Below are 23,137 nucleotides of genomic sequence, written 5' to 3' on the forward strand. Positions count from 1 at the left end.
GTCGGCTGGAGCGTCATCGGTAGACTCTCGCAATCCAAACCGACCTTTGCATGGCGAACTCCTCACCTGTCTACGACTGGTTCCAGGAACGTCTTGAAATCCAGGACATTGCTGATGATTTCAGCACCAAGTACGTTCCGCCCCACGTCAATATTTTTTATTGCTTGGGCGGCATCACGCTTGTTTGTTTCCTGATTCAGTTCGCGACCGGGTTCGCGATGACTTTCTATTACAAGCCCACTGTTGCTGAGGCCTACAGCTCAGTTCAGTACCTGATGACAGATGTGAGCTTCGGGTGGCTCATTCGCTCAGTTCACAGATGGAGCGCCTCAATGATGGTGCTCATGCTCATTCTTCACGTCTTCCGCGTGTACCTCACAGGTGGCTTTAAGCGTCCCCGTGAGCTCACCTGGGTAACGGGCGTGACCATGGCCGTGATCACTGTTTCTTTCGGTGTCACCGGCTATTCACTCCCTTGGGATCAAGTTGGTTATTGGGCCGTCAAGATTGTTTCTGGAGTGCCTGCTGCCATTCCGGTTGTTGGTGACTTCATGGTTGAACTGCTGCGTGGTGGTGAGAGCGTTGGTCAATCCACACTCACTCGCTTCTACAGCCTTCACACGTTCGTGATGCCTTGGTTGCTTGCTGTTTTCATGCTCATGCACTTCTTGATGATCCGTAAGCAGGGCATTTCCGGTCCTTTGTGATCCATTTCAGTTGCTTTACGCACTGATTCAAGTTTCGAACTTTCCCACTTACCGTTCGTTTATTACCGCTTAGCACCATGCATATTCTCAAGAAGCCTGATCTCACCGATCCCAAGCTGCGGGCCAAGCTCGCCAAAGGCATGGGGCACAACTATTACGGTGAGCCTGCATGGCCCAACGATCTTCTCTACATTTTTCCTGTAGTGATCCTTGGAACCATTGCCTGCATCGTTGGGCTCTCTGTCTTAGATCCAGCCATGTTGGGTGATAAGGCCGATCCTTTTGCAACCCCTCTGGAGATCCTTCCTGAGTGGTATCTGTACCCGGTGTTTCAGATCCTTAGGGTTGTTCCCAACAAGCTTCTGGGTATTGCATTGCAAACCTTGGTACCCCTTGGTTTGATGCTCATCCCCTTCATCGAGAGCTTCAACAAGTTTCAGAACCCATTCCGTCGTCCTATTGCGATGGCAGTGTTCTTGTTCGGTACAGCTACCACCATTTATTTGGGAATCGGTGCTGCAATGCCTATCGACAAGTCACTCACTCTCGGTTTGTTCTGAGGCCAATAGCTTGAAAAACCCTCAGCTCTGTGCTGGGGGTTTTTTGTTGTTCAGTTTTTTTACGGGGGTTTTTAGGTGGGTAGTTCGTCGAGGTCGAGCATCTCCACATCATCAGGATTCACTCTCAGGAAGTGGTGGAGCAGAAGAAATCCAACAATGGTCCAGGTCTGATAGGTGCGTGATTGCTGGCCCATCCAAGTGCCTGTGGGGCCATCAAAATATTCTGCCCACTGCTGCCTTGGCAGTTGGTTGAGTTGGCTCCAGTAACAATCCTCCAGCATTGACTTCATCTGTCCCATCAAAAGGATGTCTGCATTGGGATGACGGCGCTCGTGGAGGAGGATCGAGGCCCCGAAATACCAGAGAAGGCTCGGCCAATGGCCACCGTTGTGGTAGCTCCACGGCCAGTTCTTTGGATCCGATCCGGTCTTGTTCTGCCACTCCAACATTTCCATGGGTGGATGGCAAATCCGCATCGGCATCTGAGCCATCAGATGATTGCGGTTGTGAAGGGTGAGACGAAACAGTGCACGCTGTTGTGGGGCTGTGAGAAGTCCGAAGAGGCAGCCAAGAGAATTGCCTAAACTGTAAAAACGGAAATCAGGTCGGCCTGTACGCATGTTTCCGATGAGATAGCCACCGCGGTTCTCGAGCCAGTCCTGCAGCCAATCAGGGATCACTTGGGGCTGCACATTGAATTCGTTTTGGTGCTGATTGTCGCCGTATTGCTCTGTGGGCCTTCTCCTTAGGACTTGCATCGTCTTGCTGGTCACCCAGTAGTGCTTCAGCAAAAACTTGCGGAGGTCATGAATCCACTGGCGGGTGAGGACCAAGCGCTGGTCGAGTAGACGATTGTTTTGATTGCGTCGGCCGAGCTCCATGAGCTGAGCGCAGCAACGAAGGGATGCATACAGGAGTACTTCAACTTCTAGGGGCGCACCCCATACGTCCATCGGACGATCAATCATGAACGCGCAATCCGGCACAAACAGCACCGGTGTTCCCTCAAACGTGGGATGAAGTACGAGGTCCAAGAACAGTTGGACCCCTCGTTGGACGCCAGGTGTGGATCCAAATTCTTCGTCTCCACTGGCTTTGATGTACATCCAACAGAGAACTGGCCACCACAGGCTGGGATCTACAGACGTAATTCTTCCAATCGACCGTTGGCCGTAATCGGCAATGATCTTTCCGTTCTCTTCGACGAAGGAGGTTGGGAACACTCCACGTGTCTGATAGGTGGTGCTTTGGAGGTCGAGGCAGATCTGGAGGAACTGCTTGACGATCGTGAAACGTTTTTGCGTCAACAGGTAGACCATCACTGGCACGTTGTCGCGCAGGAAGATCTCGCCGTAGTTGAGAGCTTCGTCGGCACTGGGATGCTGGAGAGCTGCAACGCTTCCAGCAAGATTTCCTGCAATGGGAATCAGCGTGCGTTCGAAATGCTCTTTGGCCTTTTGGACCACTTGTTCTTCCTTGGAACTGGGACGGACCCGCTGGTGCTGTTGGCTGAAGCGATCGGCCATGGTGCTGTAGCGACCATTATTCAAAACTTAGTGATGGAGCTTGCTTTGGCCAGTGGAAGCAAGTCTTGAGATGCCTGAAGATGAGTTGAGGTTGCAGAAAGGGCAGTGAATGGGTTATGGTTTTGGACTGCGCAGGGGAGCACTGCTCCGAAGCGCAGCCGAGGGACGCGAAGAGCGAAAGCTTGAAGTGTTCAGCGGGTGCTTACGAGATTGAGGGAGCGATCCCACGATGTTGTAGGTTTCACAAGCGGTCGCGAGACCGCAGGCGGCACGTCTCTGAAAGGGGACGCAAAGCCAGAACCTGGACAATTTAAAAGTTTAGGAACTGACGCTTTTATCGCGTTTAGTTTGAACTGAAGGCCGCAAGGTTTTTAGTCTGGCTAAATGATAGTGCGATAAAGGTGTGAGGTCCCGTCAACAAAATTTTAGTTGCAGAGAAGCATTGTGCTTACAACTTGAAAGTTTTCACGAACTTTTGAGTTGTCGGTGTGCGCAATGTGGAGCAACGACCGGATCTGAGATCCCGGAAAGTCAAACGAGGAAGAAATTCTAAATTTGCACTCTTGTGAATCCTTCTGTCAGAGGAAGGGGGCGACAACTGCAACCAGTACGCCAGTGCTGGGATGTGGGTGAAGCAAGTCAATCTGAGGTGAAAGCCAAAAGGGATTGATCTACAACGGAGAGTTTGATCCTGGCTCAGGATGAACGCTGGCGGCGTGCTTAACACATGCAAGTCGAACGAACCTTCGGGTTAGTGGCGGACGGGTGAGTAACGCGTGGGAATCTGCCCTCAGGAGGGGGATAACGGTTGGAAACGGCCGCTAATACCCCATATGCCGAGAGGTGAAATGAATTTCGCCTGAGGATGAGCCCGCGTCTGATTAGCTAGTTGGTGAGGTAAGAGCTCACCAAGGCATCGATCAGTAGCTGGTCTGAGAGGATGATCAGCCACACTGGGACTGAGACACGGCCCAGACTCCTACGGGAGGCAGCAGTGGGGAATTTTCCGCAATGGGCGAAAGCCTGACGGAGCAACGCCGCGTGAGGGATGAAGGCCTCTGGGCTGTAAACCTCTTTTATCAAGGAAGAAGATCTGACGGTACTTGATGAATAAGCCACGGCTAATTCCGTGCCAGCAGCCGCGGTAATACGGGAGTGGCAAGCGTTATCCGGAATTATTGGGCGTAAAGCGTCCGCAGGCGGCCCTTCAAGTCTGCTGTTAAAAAGTGGAGCTTAACTCCATCATGGCAGTGGAAACTGTTGGGCTTGAGTGTGGTAGGGGCAGAGGGAATTCCCGGTGTAGCGGTGAAATGCGTAGATATCGGGAAGAACACCAGTGGCGAAGGCGCTCTGCTGGGCCATCACTGACGCTCATGGACGAAAGCCAGGGGAGCGAAAGGGATTAGATACCCCTGTAGTCCTGGCCGTAAACGATGAACACTAGGTGTCGGGGGAATCGACCCCTCCGGTGTCGTAGCCAACGCGTTAAGTGTTCCGCCTGGGGAGTACGCACGCAAGTGTGAAACTCAAAGGAATTGACGGGGGCCCGCACAAGCGGTGGAGTATGTGGTTTAATTCGATGCAACGCGAAGAACCTTACCAGGGTTTGACATCCTGCGAATCTCTTGGAAACTTGAGAGTGCCTTCGGGAGCGCAGTGACAGGTGGTGCATGGCTGTCGTCAGCTCGTGTCGTGAGATGTTGGGTTAAGTCCCGCAACGAGCGCAACCCACGTCTTTAGTTGCCAGCATTTAGTTGGGCACTCTAGAGAGACCGCCGGTGATAAACCGGAGGAAGGTGTGGATGACGTCAAGTCATCATGCCCCTTACATCCTGGGCTACACACGTACTACAATGCTACGGACAAAGGGCAGCAAGTTCGCGAGGACAAGCAAATCCCATAAACCGTGGCTCAGTTCAGATCGTAGGCTGCAACTCGCCTACGTGAAGCAGGAATCGCTAGTAATCGCAGGTCAGCATACTGCGGTGAATACGTTCCCGGGCCTTGTACACACCGCCCGTCACACCATGGAAGTTGGCCACGCCCGAAGCCGTTACTCCAACCCTTGTGGAGGAGGACGTCGAAGGTGGGGCTGATGACTGGGGTGAAGTCGTAACAAGGTAGCCGTACCGGAAGGTGCGGCTGGATCACCTCCTAACAGGGAGACAAACAACGATTTTGATGTCTGAGTTATTTATTCTTAGGCCAAAATCCTGTCACCTTAGGTCGATCGGTACCTCAACTTTGAAGCTAAGAGAGTTCCAGCAATGGTTGTCTGCTTAGTGGAGATTTTTAGTTCCTAAACTTTGTCTAGTTCACAACCCATTAGGGATGAGACTCCTGGGCCATTAGCTCAGGTGGTTAGAGCGCACCCCTGATAAGGGTGAGGTCCCTGGTTCAAGTCCAGGATGGCCCATTCGGTGTAGGGGGTTTAGCTCAGTTGGTAGAGCGCCTGCTTTGCAAGCAGGATGTCAGGAGTTCGAGTCTCCTAACCTCCACTGACTACCAAAATCCCCATCTCCAAAACCTGGAGTATGAACTCGTATGGATTGTGATTTAGATTTGTCCGCTAGATGACCCTAGCTTCTTGTCATTTTAAGGCATGGAAATAATTCCATGATTTGATTGATAGGATGCTGGGCTCGATGCAATGTATTGAGAGATCAATGCATTGTTTTGATGTCTAGCCGAACCTTGACAACTGCATAGTTTAAGTCTGGAAAGAATAAAGCATCTTTATGGATGCATCATTTTTTGTGTTAACGCATGAAGGAGTGATGTTAATTCTAAAGCAAGAGCCGAGACTCCAGTATGTTCTTTCAAATGTGTCGAGCATTTGAGAGTTTGATTTTAATTTCTAGTTTTAGGTGCTATTTTTAGTGTCTGACTTTAGAAATTAGAAAAATCTGTTTCAACAACAGCAAGCGTGCTGGAGATACATTGGTCAAGCTACAAAGGGCTCACGGCGGATACCTTGGCACACAGAGGCGATGAAGGACGTGGTTACCTGCGATAAGTCTCGGGGAGCTGGAAACACGCTTTGATCCGGGAATTTCCGAATGGGGCAACCCCTAGAACGGCCAGCTGAATCTATAGGCTGGCGCGAGCCAACCCAGCGAACTGAAACATCTTAGTAGCTGGAGGAAAGGAAAGTAAAAACGACTCCCTAAGTAGCGGCGAGCGAACGGGGAAGAGCCTAAACCAATGGTTTCGACCATTGGGGTTGTGGGACAGCAACGTGGATCAGGAATGTTAGTGGAAGTGTTTGAAAGACACGCCACAGAGGGTGAAAGCCCCGTACACGAAAACTGAACTGACCTAGCTGTATCCCGAGTAGCACGGAGCACGTGAAATTCCGTGTGAATCAGCGAGGACCACCTCGTAAGGCTAAGTACTCCTGTGTGACCGATAGCGAAACAGTACCGCGAGGGAAAGGTGAAAAGAACCCCGGGAGGGGAGTGAAATAGAACATGAAACCGTGAGCCTACAAGCAATGGGAGCCCTACTCATAGGGTGACCGTGTGCCTGTTGAAGAATGAGCCGGCGACTTATAGGCATTGGCGGGTTAAACCGGAAATGGTGGAGCCATAGCGAAAGCGAGTCTGAATAGGGCGTTTGTCAGTGTTTATAGACCCGAACCCGGGTGATCTAACCATGGCCAGGATGAAGCTTGGGTGATACCAAGTGGAGGTCCGAACCGACTGATGTTGAAAAATCAGCGGATGAGCTGTGGTTAGGGGTGAAATGCCAATCGAACCCGGAGCTAGCTGGTTCTCCCCGAAATACGTTGAGGCGTAGCGTCTCGTGCTCCAGCAGGGGGGTAAAGCCACCATTTCGGTGCGGGCTGCGAGAGCGGTACCAAATCGAGATGAACTCTGAATACCCTGTGTGTAGCGAGGCAGTCAGACTGTGGGGGATAAGCTCCATGGTCGAGAGGGAAACAGCCCAGACCGCCAGCTAAGGTCCCCAAATCAACACTAAGTGATAAAGGAGGTGGGATTGCCCAGACAACCAGGAGGTTTGCCTAGAAGCAGCCATCCTCAAAGGAGTGCGTAATAGCTCACTGGTCGAGCGATCCTGCGCCGAAAATGAATGGGGCTAAGTGTTGTACCGAAGCTGCGGATTTATGGTAGGGGAGCGTTCTATGTGGGGCGAAGCGTTAGCGTGAGCGGGCGTGGACTGCATAGAAGTGAGAATGTCGGCTTGAGTAGCGAAAACATGGGTGAGAATCCCATGCACCGAAACCCTAAGGGTTCCTCCGGCAGGCTCGTCCGCGGAGGGTTAGTCTGGACCTAAGGCGAGGCCGAAAGGCGTAGTCGATGGATAACAGGTCAACATTCCTGTACCGGTTATGTTTTGGGAAGAGGGACGGAGAAGGCTAGCCAAGCCAGATGTTGGTTACTGGTTCAAGCGTTCGAGGCGTTGAGGATCGGCGAAAACGATCCGAGCTGAGGCGTGAGTACGAGCTGCTACGGCAGCGAAGTTGGTGATGTCATGCTTCCAAGAAAAGCTCTATACCCGTTAAGGCATAACTGCCAGTACCCGAAACCGACACAGGTGGGGTGGTAGAGAATACCGAGGTGCGCGAGGTAACTCTCTCTAAGGAACTCGGCAAAATGGCCCCGTAACTTCGGGAGAAGGGGTGCCACAGCAATGTGGTCGCAGTGAAGAGGCCCTGGCGACTGTTTACCAAAAACACAGGTCTCCGCTAAGTCGCAAGACGATGTATGGGGGCTGACGCCTGCCCAGTGCCGGAAGGTTAAGGAAGCCGGTCAGCGTAAGCGAAGCTGGCGACTGAAGCCCCGGTGAACGGCGGCCGTAACTATAACGGTCCTAAGGTAGCGAAATTCCTTGTCGGGTAAGTTCCGACCCGCACGAAAGGCGTAACGATCAGGGCGCTGTCTCGGAGAGAGGCTCGGCGAAATAGAATTGTCTGTGAAGATGCGGACTACATACACCCGGACAGAAAGACCCTATGAAGCTTTACTGTAGCTTGGTATTGTGCCCGGGCTCTGAATGCGCAGGATAGGTGGGAGACGTTGATCTAGTGCTCGTGGGTACTAGGGAGTCAATGGTGAGATACCACTCTTTCAGAGCTAGGGTTCTAACGTTCACCCGTTATCCGGGGAGCGGACAGTATCAGGTGGGCAGTTTGACTGGGGCGGTCGCCTCCTAAAAGGTAACGGAGGCGCGCAAAGGTTTCCTCAGGCTGGTTGGAAATCAGCCGACGAGTGCAAAAGCAGAAGGAAGCTTGACTGTGAGACCTACAAGTCGAACAGGGACGAAAGTCGGCTTTAGTGATCCGACGGTTCTGAGTGGAAGGGCCGTCGCTCAACGGATAAAAGTTACTCTAGGGATAACAGGCTGATCTCCCCCAAGAGTTCACATCGACGGGGAGGTTTGGCACCTCGATGTCGGCTCATCGCAACCTGGGGCTGAAGTCGGTCCCAAGGGTTGGGCTGTTCGCCCATTAAAGCGGTACGCGAGCTGGGTTCAGAACGTCGTGAGACAGTTCGGTCCATATCCGGTGTATGCGTAGGAATATTGAGAGGATTTCTCCCTAGTACGAGAGGACCGGGAGGAACGCACCTCTGGTGTACCAGTTATCGTGCCAACGGTAAACGCTGGGTAGCCATGTGCGGAGTGGATAACCGCTGAAAGCATCTAAGTGGGAAGCCCACCTCAAGATGAGTATTCCCATGGGGTAACCCAGTAAGGTCACGGGAAGAACACCCGTTGATAGGCTCTACGTCGAAGTTCAGTAATGGATGCAGCGGAGGAGTACTAATAGACCGAGGGCTTGACCAACACTTGGTTCTTGCCTGAAAAAGACTTTATTCAATCCAGATGTCATCATCAAAACGAAAGTAGAGATGATGAAACTATGCAGTTCTCAGGGTTCAACCCTTGGCAATGTTTCTATCCTGGTGTCCATAGCGCTGTGGTCCCACTCCGATCCATCTCGAACTCGGTTGTGAAACGCAGCAGCGGCGACGATATTTGGGGGGTAGCCCCCTGAGAAAATAGCTCGATGCCAGGTAAAAACATTCAAACGAAGAAAGCCATCCCTTGAAGGGGTGGCTTTTTTTGTGCCCATTTTCGCGTTACTTTGGTCCTGATTGGTTCACTCAATTGCCATGGAATCGGATCTAGCTTTTTGATAAGCAGTCGTTCTGTATAGGCTTAACCTCCCTTTAAATTCTGTATTGATTGTGATTTGATTGTGATATTTTTCGATCTGTTGAACTCTCGCTCATCACTTTTGTGAATCTGGCTTAACTATTTTTGCCCCTATTTTATAGGTCAATTAAGGGGTTTTCTTGGAATTTTTGTTTTTAGGTCTGACAGCTTGAGCACCAGTGGGTGCTGCGTCCTGCAAGCTTGATACGTTCAATTGCTTGTCCACATTTCAAGCATGGTTGTCCTGTGCGCCGATACACCGCAGCTTGTCCTCCATAATTGCCATTCACTCCTTCCAGATCTCTGAAGTCACTAAAGGTTGTTCCCCCTGCTCCAATGCTCAGTTCTAGGATCTTAATTAGGCACACTCTGAGCTTGTCTAATTGCTTGCGATTGAGTTGTCCTGCTGCTGTTTGAGGGCGAATGCCCGCAGCAAATAAACTTTCGTCGGCATAGATGTTGCCTGTGCCAGCCACAATCGATTGATCCAATAATGCCGCTTTGATCGAGCGCGTTGATCCTTTGAATCGTTCTTGTAAGTACTGCGTTTTGAAGTCTTGGCTAAAGGGCTCAGGCCCCAACTTTTTCAAACCCGTCATGACTGACTCCACCGCAACTGCAGGTGGGACCCACCACATTTCAGCAAAACTTCTCAGATCAACGAAGCGCAATTCCTGGCCTTTGGCATTCCAAAATCGAACGCGCGTGTGATTGCAGGCTGGAGTGTCGTCTTCGATCCACTGAAATTGTCCGGTCATTCGTAAATGCACTCCCCAATATCCGGCGCTCTCTTCAGCTGCATCTGCTTCGGCTGATGCTGGCCTATGCAGTTCTGCGTAGAGGTACTTTCCTCTTCTCGTCCATTGACCTACACGGCAATTGACGAGTCCCAATTCAAAGTACTCAGGTCCACCAGGACTCGCAATCGCCCTGTCCCGGCACACTTCAAGATCGCTGATGACAAATCGGTCAAGACGATCCGCTAATCCACGACGAACCGTCTCAACTTCTGGGAGTTCGGGCAACGGCCTCAGGCCGGCTCTAGTTCCGCTTGAGCGAAATTATTGGTGTTGATTCCTCCTTCTGATCCAGAAATCCCGTTGTAATTCACCTTTTCAAAGCGAACAACCACCGGGTATCGAATGCCTGAAGTATCGATGGAGGCCACCGTGCCGACATCGTTGTACCAATAGGACTCAGGGCGCTTAATGCGCACCTTGTCACCGCGGGAAATTGCCATCGCTGCGCAGAAACGTTGATGCAAGCTGAGCGTATCGCTGCATGGTCTCCAGATGGAGTGAGCGTCACAGAATGTCGTTCGCCCTGATGCTCAGATCGCGGCATCGCCATGGCAGCATCCATCACCACCCCACCGATAACGCCTTTGACGAGCCTGAGTCCCGAAGCACCCGCGTTCAATCTCGACCTTCCAGATCCTGAAAGCGATGCCATCAGCACGATGGAATTCCTGGCTCGTCTCGAGCAGGCCTGGGATGTGTGCGACAAATTTGATCTTCAGACTGAAATCTGGCGTGGTCGCATCCTGAAATCGGTGCGTGATCGCGAAAAACGTGGAGGGGAAGGACGCGGTGCGGGCTTTTTGCAGTGGCTTCGCGAACGGGAAATCAGCAAGACCCGGGCGTATGGACTGATTCAGCTGGCTGAATCAGAGCAAGGTTTGGTGGGTGAGGGTTTGCTGGAGCCATCGAGTGTGAACCAGTTTTCAAAACGGGCCTTTCTTGAGACCGCGTTGGCAGCGCCTGAAGTGCAGGTGATGATTGCGGAAGCGGCCAACGAGGGGCAGGAGATCACCCGTAAGCAAGTTCGCAGACTGACGGATGATTTCACCTCTGCCACCAGTCCCTTGCTGCCTGACGAAATTCGGCAACGCGCACAAGAGAATTTGTTGCCTTCCAAGGTTGTCGCGCCATTGGTTCGCGAACTGTCCAAGCTTCCCGAGCTTCAGCAGGAAGACTTCCGCAAGGTGCTTCGCGATGCGCCGGAGCTGGATCGCATCAAGGATGTCACTCATACGGCCCGATGGATTACCAAAGCCACGGAGTCAGGTGTTGCTGTCCGTGCCTTTCACCAGGGTGATCTGGACCTAGAGAAAGCAATGCAGGAGGCGCAGCGCCTCGATGCTCTTGGTTTGCTTGCCGATGCCGTAGGGCAGGCTCAGGCGCTGGAAGCCGCCGTTCTCAAGCTTCATACCTCTTGGAGACGGTTAGGCGGACTGCATGAACGGCTGTGGGTGGAAAGCGGAAGCAGCACACCTTATCTTCGTGATGTTTTGACAGCGCTACAGACCTTGAGTGGGGCCACCATGCGGGTGTCGCTCGGGGAACTTGCTGGGGGCAAGAGGGTGAGACTTCAACTCGTTGAGGAGGCTCCTGACCAACTGGAGCCTCCCATCACCCTCTAGATCTAGTGCTCGTTAAAGTGAGAACACTATCTGTGGAGTGAGGGTGCGAGTTGGATCCACTCCTTGAGGCTCTCCACAGGTATTACGGCTGGGATTCCTTTCGTTCCGGACAGCGTCCGGTAATCGAAGCCCTGCTCAGCGGCCGTGACTGTTTAGCTGTGTTGCCAACGGGCGGGGGCAAATCACTCTGTTTTCAGCTCCCTGCCTTGGTTCGGCAAGGGTTGGTGGTGGTGATTTCTCCACTCGTTGCCCTGATGGATGATCAGGTTTTGCAACTCCAGCGGCGGGGCATTGCTGCCGCCTGCCTGCACCGCGGGATTCAACCGGAACAACGACGTTTGATTCAGACGCAGTTGTCGGCTGGCAGCTTGCGTCTTCTTTACCTCGCCCCTGAGCGTCTTCAAGGGGAGGCGGCGAGGGACATGCTCTCTGCCCATGCGCGGGAAGGGAGGTTGGTGGCTTTGGCCGTGGATGAAGCCCATTGCATCAGCGCTTGGGGGCATGATTTTCGGCCCGACTACAGGCGTCTTGGTCAACTTCGCGCCCTGTGTCCTGGCGTTCCACTCGTTGCCTTGAGTGCCACCGCAGCCCCGAGGGTGCGGGCTGACATTCTCCGTCTGCTGGGGTTGTGTAAACCGCTGATCCAGGTGTCGTCGGCGCAACGCAGCAATCTCCACTACACGATGCGGCGCCGTCCGAGCGATCCTCTCCCTGATGTTTTGGAGGCTCTCAAGCACTCACGTGGTGCCACTTTGATCTATGCCAGGACCCGGCGTTCGGTGGAGCTTTGGGCCGAAAGGCTGCAATCCCAAGGGATTCAAGCGATCACGTATCACGCGGGACTGGAGGTGGAGCGCCGCGAGGAGGCACTCAAGCATTTCCTAGAGGCTGATGCGCCGGTTTTGGTGGCCACCGTGGCGTTTGGGATGGGCGTTGACCGCTCGGATGTGGGGCTGGTGTTGCATTTGGATTTGCCGGCCACCCCGGAGGGATATCTCCAGGAGTCAGGTCGCGCTGGACGCGATGGCAGACCGGCCCATTGCCTGGTGTTGTTTTCGCCTGGAGATCGAACCAGCTTGGGCTGGGCCATGCAGTCCACGTTGCGTCGTGCTGCTGAATCCAAGGCCAAGGCTTCCGACGATGACGTTTGGCGGGTGGAGTTCTCCCAGCAGCAATTGAGGCGGATGGAAGCTGTTGCTGAGGGAGAGATTTGCCGCGAGCAAGCCCTGTTGCTCTCGGTGGGCGAGCTCACATCTCCTTGCGGCCGCTGTGATCGTTGCTTGGCCGATGGGCGGGCGAAGGATTGGTCGGATCGCGCCCAAGAATTATTGGAGGTGATCGATGCCGGTCAGGGAGTAGACATCCGCAGCTTGACGGAGCGTTTGCGCGAAATTGATGGCAGCGAAGAGAGTTGGGGCTGGCTTGCGCGCAGGCTTGTGCAAGAGGAGCTCATTCGTGAGAGCAATGACGGCGCTCAACGCTTGTCCTTAAGGGATAGCGGCAGACAATTTCTGCATGCCCCGTGGCCTCTGCATTACGCGGCTTGAGTGCAGTTGCCCAATGACCTCCACCTGGCTTAAGCGGTTTTTTTACATCGATCCATCACGAGATCCCTCTCGAAATTGGTCTGGGGGGCAATCCAGCTTTTCCATGCGCCATCAGAGCTGGTGACGTTGATTTTGCCTGCTGAGCAGTTCACCGCTACGTAGATGGGCTTGCCTTCGCTGTTCAAGGTTGGAGCCACCATGCTGCCGCCCATGGATTGCCAGTTGCTCCAGTCCACTTGGAGCGGACCGTAGGTGCGCCATGCCGCTGGTTTGGCCTCCACTGCTTTTTTTGGTGCTGCCGTTTTTGTCGCAGCAGGTTTGGCTTGAACTGGCTTGCTCTGAACGGGTTTAGCCTGAACCGACTTGGCTGGCTGGCTGGCCGTGGCGGTGAGAACGGGCTTTGCTGCTGGTGTGGTGCTGGTTTGCACTGTTGTGCTGACAGATGTGCTGACCGATTCGCTGGTCTCAGGGCGACGGGTGTCCCGCAGCATCAACTTGGTTCCAATCGTCACCTTGTTGGGGTCATTGATGGTGTTGAGATCAATCAACGAGGCCACGGGAACCTCATAGGCGCGCGCGATCTGGGTGAGGGTCTGACCCCTAGCCACGGTGTGGGATGTGGCATTGGGGTTGGCTTTGATCGGCGTCGGCTTGGCCTTCGCCACGGGTTTTGGCTTGGGAAGCACGGCCGATGTCGGCAGCTTCAGCGTTTGGCCAACCTCAACATGGTCAGCGCTTGGAAGGCTGTTGATGGCGATCAGATCTCTTTCACTGACGCGATATCGCGCCGCAATGCCACCGAGGGTGTCTCCCCCGCGAACGGTGTGGCGTCCTTTGCCAGCGCTAACAACACCCCTGGCACCACTTGGCAAACGCAATGTTTGCCCAACTTCTACATGGTTGGAATTGCGAATTCCATTTTCTCGCATCAAGCTTTTAACGGAAACGCCATAGCGGTCAGCAAGATCGGAGATGGTGTCACCTGGTTTTACTGTGATCGATGCCGCGCCCGCTTGAAGGGGCATCAGTGCCGACAGGGTTAGGGCGGCGGCAACAATGCTTCGCATTCTTCTTTCTGAGCTGGGCGAAACATAAGGTGTCCGGCCCAACTTGCCAGTCCCTTGTGCGGATTGATTTGTTTCGATTGATGGGGACCCTTGTTGCGTGGTGTTCAGCCAACCAAACAGCGAAATACCGCAGGATTGAATGAATACGGGGGGTAGCGGAGACGGATGTCGAGAAAAAAGGGCCGGCTCAGCACCGAGCGCTCGTGGGAGAAGGTTTGAAAGCCGGTTTCTGCGTGATAGCTGCCCATGCCACTGGGGCCCACTCCACCGAATGGCAATTCAGGAACCCCTTTTTGCATCACCACATCGTTAAAGCAGACGCCACCTGAACTGGTGCGTTGCAGAACCTCGCTTTGGTCGTTGTGATCACCGCCGAAGAGGTAGATCGCCAATGGCTTGTCTTGCTGTTGAATCCGTGTAATCGCGGAATCCAACGTATCCACCGTCAACATGGGCAATAAGGGGCCAAAGATTTCCTCTGCCATCAAGGGATCCTGATCGCTGTGCACCTCAATCAAGGTGGGTGCGATCTTGCGGCTTTGGTGGTCGCATTCCCCCCCAAACAGGATGCGTCCCTCTGCTCGTGCAGTCGCCAGCAGGCCTTCGAGATGTTGAAAATGCCGATCGTGGATTAAGGAGCTGAGATCAGCAGAAGCGATTGGATCTTCTCCATAGAGCTTGCGGCGCTCCTCTCGTAAGGCTTCCACGAGGCGCTGCCTGATGCTGGTCTGAACCAGGAGGTGGTCAGGGGCGATGCAGGTTTGTCCAGCATTCACCCCTTTGCCCCAAATCAAGCGGCGGGCGGTCACTGCCAGGTCTGCACCGTCGAGCACAATGGCAGGATTTTTGCCACCTAGCTCCAGCGTGACGGGCGTGAGATGACAGGCGGCACCGGCCAGCACCTTGGCTCCAATCGCTCCACTGCCTGTGAAAAAGATGTGGTCGAAACCAAGGTCCACGAGAGCGGCCGCGGTGGATCCATCCCCATTCACCACCCTCACCACATCGCTGGGGAATCCCTCCGTGATGAGGCGTGTGATCAGGGCTGCAGTGGCAGGAGCATGCTCGGACGGTTTCAAGACAACGGTGTTCCCCGCAGCAAGGGCACTGATCAGGGGCTGGAGCGTGAGCATGAACGGGTAGTTCCAGGGACCGATCACAAGCACGCATCCCAAGGGGTCTCGGATGAGTTGGGCCCGCCCTGGCTGTTGCGCGATCGGCACGGGGATGCGGCGAGGGCGCATCCAGGCCTTGAGGCGCCTCCGCGTAACTTTTAATTCTTGGAGCAACGCCACGATTTCAAACATCCCCTCGAGCTCTGGTTTGGCGAGGTCGACACGAAGAGCCTCAAGAATCTCTGCTTCATGGCGATCCAGCAGGTCGCTGAATCGTTTCAATTGCAGGCGCCGTCAAGCTTCTGGTCGGGTCTGCCCCGAGACGACAGCGGAGCGGCGACTCTTTAAATCAGTAGCTTGGAAGGCCTCGTGGGGGCAGGAGCTGACCATCGCAAGCCATGGGATCTGATTCCAAGCTCGCAGTCCTGATCGATGGATCGCGGACGAGGGGGTGACGTCGCGGCCGATCAGGGTTAGTACGAGTTGGAATGGTTCCGGCGTGATGACAAAGCAGCAGCCGTGGTGGAACGGTGCCGTCATCTACCAGCTGATTGTGCGCAGCTATGCCGATGGCAATGGGGATGGGATCGGCGACCTGCAGGGTTTGGCGAATCGCCTGCCCTATCTCCGTTGGTTGGGCGTGGAAGCGATTTGGCTCACTCCGATTTATCCATCGCCTCTGCAGGACGGTGGTTACGACATCACCGACTTCAAGTCCATCCATCCAGAGCTGGGAGATTTAGCGGCCTTCCATCGGGTTTTGATCGCAGCGCACTCTCACGGAATCAAGGTGGTGATGGATTTGGTGCTGAATCACACCAGCACGCTCCACCCTTGGTTTCAGCGCGCCCGTTGGGCCCCTGAAGGCAGTCCTGAACGGGATGTGTATGTGTGGAGCGATGACCCCAAGCGTTATGCCGATGCCCCCGTGCTGTTCCGCCATTTCGAGTCTTCGAACTGGGAATGGGACGAGGTGGCGCAGCAGTACTACCTCCACCGGTTTTTGCGTCATCAACCCGACCTCAATTACGACAGCCCAGTCGTGCAGGAGGAGATGCTTGATGTGGTGGATTTTTGGATTGAGCGAGGCGTGGATGGCTTCCGTCTTGATGCGGTTCCCTTTCTCTGTGAAGCCGAGGGTTCCCGTTGTGAAGGGTTGCCTGAAACGCACGAATTCCTCAAGCGTTTACGGGCCCGGGTGGATCGCCATGGTAAGGATGTTTTGCTCCTCGCAGAAGCGATTCAACCCGTGGAGGAGGCTGCTCCTTACCTCGCGGATGACGAACTGCATGGAGCCTTTAACTTCGCCCTAACGGCCCACCTGTTTGCCTCGATTGCCAGTGGAACGGTGGAGGCCTTGCGTGAGTGTTTGCAGGCGGCTCAGAACGCTGTTGGGGGGTGTCGCTGGGCCTTGCCTTTACGCAATCACGATGAGCTTTGGTTGGGGGACGGCCATCTGGTTCCAGAAGATGTGATCCAAACGATCCGAGCAGGATTGCATCAGGGGCAGGGCCATTGGCTGAACTGGGGAATCAACCGGCGTCTTGCGCCTTTGCTCAATGGTGATCCGGGGTCCAATCGGGTGATGCATGCCCTGCTGTACAGCCTTCCAGGACTTCCATGCCTCTATTACGGAGATGAGCTTGGGATGGGGGATTGGCCGGGCTTGCGCGACCGCGACCCGAATCGCACTCCGATGGCCTGGACGCCAGGACGAAATGGTGGATTTTCAACGGCTCCAGATCCACTGCTGGTGTTGCCACCCATCACGGCTCCCGGATACGACTATCGGGTGGTGAATGTGGAAGTTCAGAAGCAGTTGCCTGGATCGCTTCTGAATTGGCATCGACGCATGCTCACCTGCCGCAAGCTGCTTCCCGCCTTGCGCAATGGCGACTTTGAGCTGTTGGATTGCGCCCATCCTGGCGTGATCGTGTATGTCCGTACGAACGCAACAATGACCGTGATGGTGGCGGCCAATCTCTCGGCCGCTGGGGCATCCTTTCGCCTCGACCTGAGCCGTTGGTCTGGTGAACGCACCCGTGAGGTGCTGTGGGGGTGCGACTTCCCCCCTGCGGATGCGGATTGGTTTGTCTACCTCGCTGCGCATGGATTCAGCTGGTGGTTGATTGGTGAGGTGGAGGAAACCGACAACAGCAGCGAGGCCTTTGCTGATCAGCAGGACAAGTTCAGCTCCGGTGGGGTGTTGGGGGCGTCTATCCCCTCCTCTTCAAGAAGGGCTTGAACCTGGGGAAGAAGCCGCTCGGCTTCGTCCTGGTCCACCATGGCTAAGCGGCAGCGACGGGCGAGGACATCCGTTGCCGTGCAGGCGTGTTCGGCGCTAATGGCATGGCGTAATTCACCGCGACATACGGGGATGACATCGCTCAAAGGCTGACGCTCGCTTTCACTCCAACTGGCCACGAGTGCAGCCGCTTCCAATCCGAAACTGGATTGCAGGTGGGCCCGTTGCTGATCGCGTAGAGGGCTCTCTGGTAGCAAGCGTTCCAGGGCGCGGACTTGCTCTTGCAGCAGAGAAGGAGTGCGTTTGGGGTCTTGATCTGCGCCGATTAGCGGTAATGCAGAGGGGTCTGGAAGGGGGCTCCCGAATTGCTCTTCCACCGCCTGAAGGGTGTCGAGCGCCATGGGTCTGCAGGTGGTCCATTTCCCGCCCATCACGCTGATCAGGCCACTGTTCAGCGTCTCAACCTCGTGCTCGCGCACGACCCTGCTGCTATTCACTTCAGCACCGGCTGGCTTGAGCAGCGGTCGTCCGCCAGCCCAACAGCTCCCCACAACGGGATCGCCGAGGTCGGGGAACCAGCGCTTCACGTAATCGAGCAAATAGGTTTGCTCGTCTGCGGATGGAGCGGCTGCACTCGCTTGTGTGCACTTGGTGTCTGTGGTGCCGACCAGGGTGCGACCAAAGAACGGCAACATGAACAGAACACGGCCGTCATCGGTGGATGGCAACAGCAAACCAAGTCCTTCAGGACAGAGGTTGGCTCTTAACACCAGATGCACTCCCCTACTGGTGAGCATGCGCATGGAGCAGTTGGGGTCGGCCATCCGCCGAATGGCATCCGCATGGATGCCTGTGGCATTCACCACGGCCTTGGCTTCCCAGCGTTCTTGCTCTCCTTGGCTGTTTTCGCTGATGGCAGCACAGATCTGCCCCTGGCTGTTGCGTTCCAGCTCCCGAACCTTGGTGCGGGTTCGAATCACAGCACCGGCCCGTTCAGCGGTAAGAGCTAGCAGCAGATTCAGGCGAGCATCATCGAATTGCCCGTCGCTGTAGGCCACACCGCGTTGAACATCAGGACGCAGAAGAGGGAGTGCTTGGTGGAGTTGCTTGGAGGACAGCATGCGGCTGCTGCCGATCCCGGCACGACCGGATAGGGCGTCATACAGCCCAAGGCCGATGCGGTAGTAGGCCTGGCCAAGACGACAGTCGCTGGGCAGGGCCAGTTCAAGGCGTTGGGCTAAGAACGGAGCTTGTTCCAGCCAGTGCCCCCGTTCGAGCAGGGCTTCTCTAACCAAGCGCAATTGGGCGAGGTCGGCTGTTTTAAAAGCAAGTTCGAGATAACGCACCCCTCCATGCAGGAGTTTGGTGCTGCGGCAGCTGGTGCCACTGCCGAGGTCATGGCCCTCGAGCAGAGCAACACGCAGGCCGCGGCGGACCGCTTCATAGGCCACGCTGCATCCACTGGCGCCACCGCCGATAACGACGAGGTCAAAACGTTGATCAGCCATTCCAGTGAAGGCTCCTGCTCACAGCATCGTTCCAACGTTGGCGCCAGCGTTGGCGCTGCTCCAGGGTTTGTTGGGGCTCAAACACGCTGGAGTTTTGGGTGCGATTCGGCACCAGGTCTTTGAGATCTGCAATTACGCCGGCTTGTAAGCCCGCCAGAAGGGCCACACCGCGCGCTGTGCTTTCGAGATGCTTTGGGCGCCGCACGCGCAAACCGGTGCTGTCGGCTTGGGCTTGCAGGAGAAGGTCAGAAGCTGCGGCTCCCCCATCCACGGCAAGCTCCCCGAGACTTTGCTCCATGGCTTGCTCTGCCAACTCCACAAGACTGGCAACGGAGAGAGCAATTCCTTCCAGGGCGGCTCGAGCGATATGCCCTCGGCGGGTGTCGCGGGTGATCCCGATTAACAAACCCCTGGCACTGGGGTCCCAGTGGGGTGTGCCCCATCCGGTGAAGGCTGGAACAAGCATCACCCCGGCGGCGTTCTCCACCTCTTGCGCGAGGGGATTGACCTCTTCGGCACTGCGAATGATGCCGAGGCCATCGCGCAGCCATTGCACCACCGTGCCCGCATTAAACAGACTTCCTTCTAAGCAGTAGGTGGGGGTGCCGTGCTCATCGGTCCAGCCCAGGGTGCTCAGCAGGCCAGCGTCGGAATGGCGGATGCTGGTGCCGGTGTTCACCACGAGAAAGGCGCCGGTGCCGTAAGTGCATTTGCCTTCGCCTGGTTGCAGGCAGAGTTGCCCCAGGGTGGCGGCCTGTTGGTCGCCAAGCAGGGCTTGAATGGGTACGCCAGCAAAGGGCAAACCCGCTTGGATCACTCCGAAATCGCCTCGGCAGGGCCTGAGTTCGGGGAGGGCCTGCTTGGGTAAGCCAATTTCAGCGCAGGCGTCATCGATCCATTGCCGCTGCTCTAGATCCATCAGCAGGGTGCGGCTGGCATTGCTCATGTCTGTGGCATGAATGGTGCCGCCACTGAGCTGCCATAGGAGCCAGCTCTCCACCGTTCCAAAGCAGAGATCACCCTGGGCCGCGGCACTGCTTGCGGCAGTTTCATGGTCGAGCAGCCAGCGAATTTTGCTCGCGCTGAAATAGGGGTCGAGCATCAGGCCGGTTTTGGCTCTCCAGCTCGTTTCAAGGCCGCTTGCCTTCCATTGCTCACAGAGATCGGCTGTGCGGCCGTCCTGCCAGACCAGGGCTGGGCCGCAGGGGCTGCCATCGCTGCGTTTCCAGAGCGTGGTGGTTTCGCGCTGATTGGTGATGCCGCAGCTGATCACGGCTTGCCGCTGCTCCGGAGTGATCGCCTGCTCAAGGCGGCTCATCGCCAGACGCTGGCTCTCCCAGATCGCCGTAGGACTTTGTTCTACCCAGCCATCGGCGGGGTAGTGAATGTCAAGCGGTGCGGAAGCGCTGGCGACTGGGCGGCCATCCGTATCGAAGAGAGCAGCGCGTGAGCTGCTGGTGCCTTGATCTAGTGCGAGCAGGAGGGGCGGTGCTGCCATAGCCATCTCGTTTCCTACTTGCTAGCGATGGGACCAACGGCCTGCAAAGGAATGGCAGAGACATCACGCATTGGGCCGTTCCCCACTTGGGTCGCTGAGGCGATGGTCTACCAAGTGTTTCCTGATCGTTTTCGCCGCAGCGGCCGGGTGGAAGCGCAGCAGGGGTTGGCGTTGCAGCCCTGGGGGACAGACCCTGCCGAACAGGGGTTCCAGGGGGGTGATCTCTACGGAGTGATCGAGGCTCTGGACCACCTTCAGCAGCTGGGAGTGACCTGTCTGTACCTCACCCCTGTTTTCAGTTCGGCCGCCAATCATCGCTATCACGCTTATGACTATTTCGAGGTGGATCCTTTATTAGGAGGGAATGCTGCGCTTGATGCCCTGATTGCGGCGGTGCATCAACGGGGCATGCGTCTGATCCTCGATGGGGTGTTCAACCATTGCGGCCGCGGCTTTTGGGCGTTTCATCACCTGTTGGAAAATGGGGATCGCTCTCCCTATCGCGAGTGGTTCCATGTGCATCAGTGGCCGCTGCGGCCCTATCCGCGGAAGGGCCAAGACTGTGGTTACAGCTGCTGGTGGAATGATCCGGCGCTGCCGAAGTTCAACCATGACCATGCTCCCGTGCAGGAGTACCTCCTAGCGGTTGGTAGGCACTGGTTAGAACGCGGCATCGACGGTTGGCGCTTAGACGTGCCCGATGAAGTGCCTGCTGCCTTTTGGGTGGACTTCCGGCGCATGGTGAAAGCGGTGAACCCCGAGGCCTGGATCGTGGGTGAAATTTGGGGAGATGCCAGGTCTTGGCTGCAGGGAGAGCATTTCGATGGCGTGATGAATTACCGCTTGGGCTGGAGCAGCCTTTGTTGGGTGGCGGGCGCGCGTTTGCGACGCAGCTACCGCAACCCGATGTACCCGTTGCGCCCCCTGGAGACGGAGGCCTTGCTGCAGATCTGGTCTGAGACGCAGGGTTGGTATGCGCCGGAGGTGAACCGCTGCCAACTCAATCTTTTAGATAGTCACGATGTGCCCCGGGCCTTGCACAGCCTCAAAGGAGATGTAGCTGCGCTGTCTTTGGCGTTGCTGCTGTTGATGCTTCAGCCTGGGGCCCCTTGCTTGTACTACGGAACGGAAGTGGGCCTGGAGGGCGGTCCTGAACCAGCCTGTCGCGAGGCGATGCCGTGGGAGGAGCCTTGGCTCCAGGATTTGCGCCCTTTAATCGTGGCGTTGACCAAGGTCCGTCAACAGCTGGAGGCGGTGCGGGAGCGCGGCCTGTCGTGGCAGGCTCATGCCCGTGATGGCCTCATCGGACGTGCACCCGGGGTGGTGGTGGTGGTGAACCGCTCTCGGCGGAAGGCTTTGCGACTCGATCCTCACGACGTCGCACGAGATGGTTGGGAGACGGATGGTGCGGTGATTGGTCGCTACCAGAGGGCTCCCCATTCACTGTCGCCTCAATCAGCGGTGCTATTTAAGGTTCCAGGATGAACATTATTGTTTGATCTGTTCTGCTGATGAAGTTTGCTTGAGCATGCTTGTCAAATTTAAAATGCATTGATGATTGGCATACTCTTGAAGCACGACAACACCAATATCTTCCTTTGAACTGAGTTCGATTTCGATTAAATGGTTAGCCTCTACTGGCAGGGCCCTGAGAGGGCATAGCCAAGCATCCACGATGCGTTGTTCCAGGCATTCAAGACTATGTGAATCGCTAAAGTTTTTAGTTGAAGACACAATCCATCCTGAGGGTGGTGGATTGAGCAAGGAGTGATCAAGCCACCGATTGGCGTCAAGTCTTAAACTTGATTTTCCTTGTAAACGAGCCATTTGATGGACCATTCGCTCGAGTTGAAGCAAGAGCGAATCTTCCTTGGGTTGCCAATGATTGCCTATTTTTTGGAGTTTTATGCCAAAGATCTGAGCACATTTTTTCTGGTTTCTGCTGATTGTTGTTTGATGCTGCTCAAAAATTTCACCTACTTTTTTCCCAGACTGAAGCCATATCATTCCGTCAAAGCTAGAAAGCAAATCTAAACTAACCATGGTGCTGACTTTGGATCAAAATTCCACCTAAAAAGCTTGTTGTTTGGCTGATTTAGACACGCTTCATTATGCTGGATTTTGAGGGTGTAGGGATCAATGCATGCAAGCTATGCACTTTTGGGACCAGGTATTGGCCGAATGTTTGCCCTTGCTGTAACGAATTATGTTCATGAAATTACAAAGGAATCAATGCTTTGGGTTGGTTTTGATCCTTACTTTTCCTTTGCTAAGGCCTCGCCTGAGAAGACTGACTTTCGATCGCTTGCTACTTAGCTGCTTATGCGAGTGATTGTTGTTTAGGTGGGCGTTTGGTGGATGGGCAATGTTGTGACTCCCAGCGAAACCGATCGGCGTCAATGTTTTTGTGTTCAGTTACGGATGCTGTTTATTTACAAAATCATCTAGAGAAACCTCGTAGCGCTTGATGCTGAGAAGATCTGGATGGTTCCGTTCTGATCGGTTGTCAGTGCATCGCACCGAATCACAGCATTGACAAGCAGCCCCAACATCCGGCTGTCGTTTGAGATGGAAGCCCTTGTCGAGACTTGAACTCGAGACCTCTCCCTTACCAAGGGAGTGCTCTACCGCTGAGCTACAAGGGCGTGTGGTGGATGGGCCGGGTTGGATTTGAACCAACGTAGGCAGAGCCAGTGGATTTACAGTCCACCCCCATTAACCACTCGGGCACCGACCCGAACCACACTCGAAGAGGTTACCAG

General features: G+C 55.1%; 15 protein-coding genes, 4 tRNA genes and 3 rRNA genes. 11 read left to right on the top strand and 11 right to left on the bottom strand.

Going from position 1 to position 23,137, the window contains the following annotated elements:
• Positions 1-50: 50 nt before the first annotated feature.
• Positions 51-707 (top strand): cytochrome b6, encoded by a 657-nt coding sequence (gene petB / locus SynROS8604_RS03395; protein ID WP_006854932.1) that lies wholly within the window; start codon positions 51-53, stop codon positions 705-707.
• Positions 708-784: 77 nt separating this feature from the next.
• Positions 785-1,267, top strand: coding sequence for a cytochrome b6-f complex subunit IV (gene petD, locus SynROS8604_RS03400; RefSeq protein WP_006854933.1), 483 nt, complete (start codon positions 785-787; stop codon positions 1,265-1,267).
• A 71-nt stretch (positions 1,268-1,338) separates the two neighbouring features.
• On the opposite strand, the gene SynROS8604_RS03405 is transcribed toward petD, so the two are convergent.
• Entirely contained in the window at positions 1,339-2,793 is a 1,455-nt protein-coding gene (locus SynROS8604_RS03405) for a glycoside hydrolase 100 family protein (protein ID WP_186545130.1), read from the bottom strand.
• 673 nt (positions 2,794-3,466) lie between these two features.
• Here SynROS8604_RS03405 and SynROS8604_RS03410 point away from each other — a divergent pair.
• The 5 genes from SynROS8604_RS03410 (at position 3,467) to rrf (ending at position 8,833) form a co-directional block, all read left to right on the top strand.
• Positions 3,467-4,951 (top strand): 16S ribosomal RNA (locus SynROS8604_RS03410).
• A gap of 184 nt (positions 4,952-5,135) precedes the next feature.
• Positions 5,136-5,209: transfer RNA gene (locus SynROS8604_RS03415), tRNA-Ile, on the top strand.
• A 9-nt stretch (positions 5,210-5,218) separates the two neighbouring features.
• Positions 5,219-5,291: transfer RNA gene (locus SynROS8604_RS03420), tRNA-Ala, on the top strand.
• Positions 5,292-5,735: 444 nt separating this feature from the next.
• Positions 5,736-8,601 (top strand): 23S ribosomal RNA (locus SynROS8604_RS03425).
• 115 nt (positions 8,602-8,716) lie between these two features.
• Positions 8,717-8,833 (top strand): 5S ribosomal RNA (rrf, locus tag SynROS8604_RS03430).
• Together the 16S, 23S and 5S rRNA genes with 2 tRNA genes alongside form the textbook arrangement of a ribosomal RNA operon.
• Before the next feature lie 295 nt (positions 8,834-9,128).
• Here the strand turns inward: rrf and SynROS8604_RS03435 are convergent.
• The gene (locus tag SynROS8604_RS03435; protein ID WP_186545131.1) at positions 9,129-9,998 is read right to left on the bottom strand and encodes a DNA-formamidopyrimidine glycosylase; all 870 of its coding nucleotides are present in this window, start codon (positions 9,996-9,998) and stop codon (positions 9,129-9,131) included.
• A 5-nt stretch (positions 9,999-10,003) separates the two neighbouring features.
• Positions 10,004-10,213 carry a photosystem I reaction center subunit IV gene (locus SynROS8604_RS03440; RefSeq protein WP_006854760.1) on the bottom strand — a complete coding sequence of 70 codons (210 nt, stop codon included), beginning with the start codon at positions 10,211-10,213 and terminating at the stop codon, positions 10,004-10,006.
• 108 nt (positions 10,214-10,321) lie between these two features.
• On the opposite strand from SynROS8604_RS03440, the gene SynROS8604_RS03445 reads away from it, so the two are divergent.
• Together SynROS8604_RS03445 and SynROS8604_RS03450 are read left to right on the top strand one after the other, a co-directional pair.
• Positions 10,322-11,395, top strand: a complete 1,074-nt coding sequence (locus SynROS8604_RS03445; RefSeq protein ID WP_186545132.1) for a hypothetical protein — start codon at positions 10,322-10,324, stop codon at positions 11,393-11,395.
• 50 nt (positions 11,396-11,445) lie between these two features.
• Positions 11,446-12,942 (top strand): ATP-dependent DNA helicase RecQ, encoded by a 1,497-nt coding sequence (locus SynROS8604_RS03450; protein ID WP_186545133.1) that lies wholly within the window; start codon positions 11,446-11,448, stop codon positions 12,940-12,942.
• A gap of 29 nt (positions 12,943-12,971) precedes the next feature.
• Here SynROS8604_RS03450 and SynROS8604_RS03455 read toward each other — a convergent pair whose 3' ends face one another.
• The 3 genes from SynROS8604_RS03455 to SynROS8604_RS15660 form a co-directional block, all read right to left on the bottom strand.
• A complete protein-coding gene (locus SynROS8604_RS03455; RefSeq protein WP_186545134.1) occupies positions 12,972-14,009 on the bottom strand; it encodes a LysM peptidoglycan-binding domain-containing protein in 1,038 nt (345 codons plus the stop codon).
• Between the two features lie 104 nt (positions 14,010-14,113).
• On the bottom strand, positions 14,114-15,412 hold the full coding sequence (locus tag SynROS8604_RS03460; RefSeq protein ID WP_255445276.1) for an aldehyde dehydrogenase family protein: 1,299 nt from the start codon (positions 15,410-15,412) through the stop codon (positions 14,114-14,116).
• A 6-nt stretch (positions 15,413-15,418) separates the two neighbouring features.
• On the bottom strand, positions 15,419-15,664 hold the full coding sequence (locus SynROS8604_RS15660; RefSeq protein WP_255445166.1) for a hypothetical protein: 246 nt from the start codon (positions 15,662-15,664) through the stop codon (positions 15,419-15,421).
• Here SynROS8604_RS15660 and SynROS8604_RS03465 point away from each other — a divergent pair.
• Positions 15,627-17,369 carry an alpha-amylase family protein gene (locus SynROS8604_RS03465; RefSeq protein ID WP_186545135.1) on the top strand — a complete coding sequence of 581 codons (1,743 nt, stop codon included), beginning with the start codon at positions 15,627-15,629 and terminating at the stop codon, positions 17,367-17,369. The two genes, SynROS8604_RS15660 and SynROS8604_RS03465, sit on opposite strands and share 38 nt — an antisense overlap.
• On the opposite strand, the gene SynROS8604_RS03470 is transcribed toward SynROS8604_RS03465, so the two are convergent.
• Together SynROS8604_RS03470 and SynROS8604_RS03475 are read right to left on the bottom strand one after the other, a co-directional pair.
• A complete protein-coding gene (locus SynROS8604_RS03470) occupies positions 17,300-18,877 on the bottom strand; it encodes a glycerol-3-phosphate dehydrogenase/oxidase (protein WP_186545136.1) in 1,578 nt (525 codons plus the stop codon). The genes SynROS8604_RS03465 and SynROS8604_RS03470 overlap by 70 nt on opposite strands.
• Positions 18,870-20,381, bottom strand: coding sequence for a glycerol kinase GlpK (locus tag SynROS8604_RS03475; protein WP_186545137.1), 1,512 nt, complete (start codon positions 20,379-20,381; stop codon positions 18,870-18,872). Before SynROS8604_RS03475 ends, SynROS8604_RS03470 begins: the two co-directional genes overlap by 8 nt.
• Before the next feature lie 21 nt (positions 20,382-20,402).
• On the opposite strand from SynROS8604_RS03475, the gene SynROS8604_RS03480 reads away from it, so the two are divergent.
• Positions 20,403-21,860: a glycoside hydrolase family 13 protein gene (locus SynROS8604_RS03480; RefSeq protein ID WP_186545138.1), complete on the top strand. Its 1,458-nt coding sequence runs from the start codon at positions 20,403-20,405 to the stop codon at positions 21,858-21,860.
• Positions 21,861-21,863: 3 nt separating this feature from the next.
• On the opposite strand, the gene SynROS8604_RS03485 is transcribed toward SynROS8604_RS03480, so the two are convergent.
• The 3 genes from SynROS8604_RS03485 to SynROS8604_RS03495 form a co-directional block, all read right to left on the bottom strand.
• On the bottom strand, positions 21,864-22,418 hold the full coding sequence (locus SynROS8604_RS03485; protein WP_186545139.1) for a hypothetical protein: 555 nt from the start codon (positions 22,416-22,418) through the stop codon (positions 21,864-21,866).
• A gap of 530 nt (positions 22,419-22,948) precedes the next feature.
• A tRNA-Thr gene (locus SynROS8604_RS03490) sits at positions 22,949-23,020 on the bottom strand.
• Between the two features lie 10 nt (positions 23,021-23,030).
• Positions 23,031-23,112, bottom strand: a tRNA-Tyr gene (locus SynROS8604_RS03495).
• Between the last annotated feature and the right edge of the window lie 25 nt (positions 23,113-23,137).

Source organism: Synechococcus sp. ROS8604 (assembly GCF_014279655.1).
Taxonomy (GTDB): Bacteria; Cyanobacteriota; Cyanobacteriia; order PCC-6307; family Cyanobiaceae; genus Synechococcus_C.

What these genes read in the sequence shown, in the direction of transcription:
- petB (WP_006854932.1), top strand. Translation starts at nt 51, where the DNA reads ATGGCGAACTCCTCACCTGTCTACGACTGGTTCCAGGAACGTCTTGAA.
- petD (WP_006854933.1), top strand. Translation starts at nt 785, where the DNA reads ATGCATATTCTCAAGAAGCCTGATCTCACCGATCCCAAGCTGCGGGCC.
- SynROS8604_RS03405 (WP_186545130.1), bottom strand. Translation starts at nt 2,793, where the DNA reads ATGGCCGATCGCTTCAGCCAACAGCACCAGCGGGTCCGTCCCAGTTCC.
- SynROS8604_RS03440 (WP_006854760.1), bottom strand. Translation starts at nt 10,213, where the DNA reads ATGGCAATTTCCCGCGGTGACAAGGTGCGCATTAAGCGCCCTGAGTCC.
- SynROS8604_RS03445 (WP_186545132.1), top strand. Translation starts at nt 10,322, where the DNA reads ATGGCAGCATCCATCACCACCCCACCGATAACGCCTTTGACGAGCCTG.
- SynROS8604_RS03455 (WP_186545134.1), bottom strand. Translation starts at nt 14,009, where the DNA reads ATGCGAAGCATTGTTGCCGCCGCCCTAACCCTGTCGGCACTGATGCCC.
- SynROS8604_RS03465 (WP_186545135.1), top strand. Translation starts at nt 15,627, where the DNA reads ATGACAAAGCAGCAGCCGTGGTGGAACGGTGCCGTCATCTACCAGCTG.
- SynROS8604_RS15660 (WP_255445166.1), bottom strand. Translation starts at nt 15,664, where the DNA reads ATGACGGCACCGTTCCACCACGGCTGCTGCTTTGTCATCACGCCGGAA.
- SynROS8604_RS03470 (WP_186545136.1), bottom strand. Translation starts at nt 18,877, where the DNA reads ATGGCTGATCAACGTTTTGACCTCGTCGTTATCGGCGGTGGCGCCAGT.
- SynROS8604_RS03475 (WP_186545137.1), bottom strand. Translation starts at nt 20,381, where the DNA reads ATGGCTATGGCAGCACCGCCCCTCCTGCTCGCACTAGATCAAGGCACC.
- SynROS8604_RS03480 (WP_186545138.1), top strand. Translation starts at nt 20,403, where the DNA reads ATGGGACCAACGGCCTGCAAAGGAATGGCAGAGACATCACGCATTGGG.
- SynROS8604_RS03485 (WP_186545139.1), bottom strand. Translation starts at nt 22,418, where the DNA reads ATGGTTAGTTTAGATTTGCTTTCTAGCTTTGACGGAATGATATGGCTT.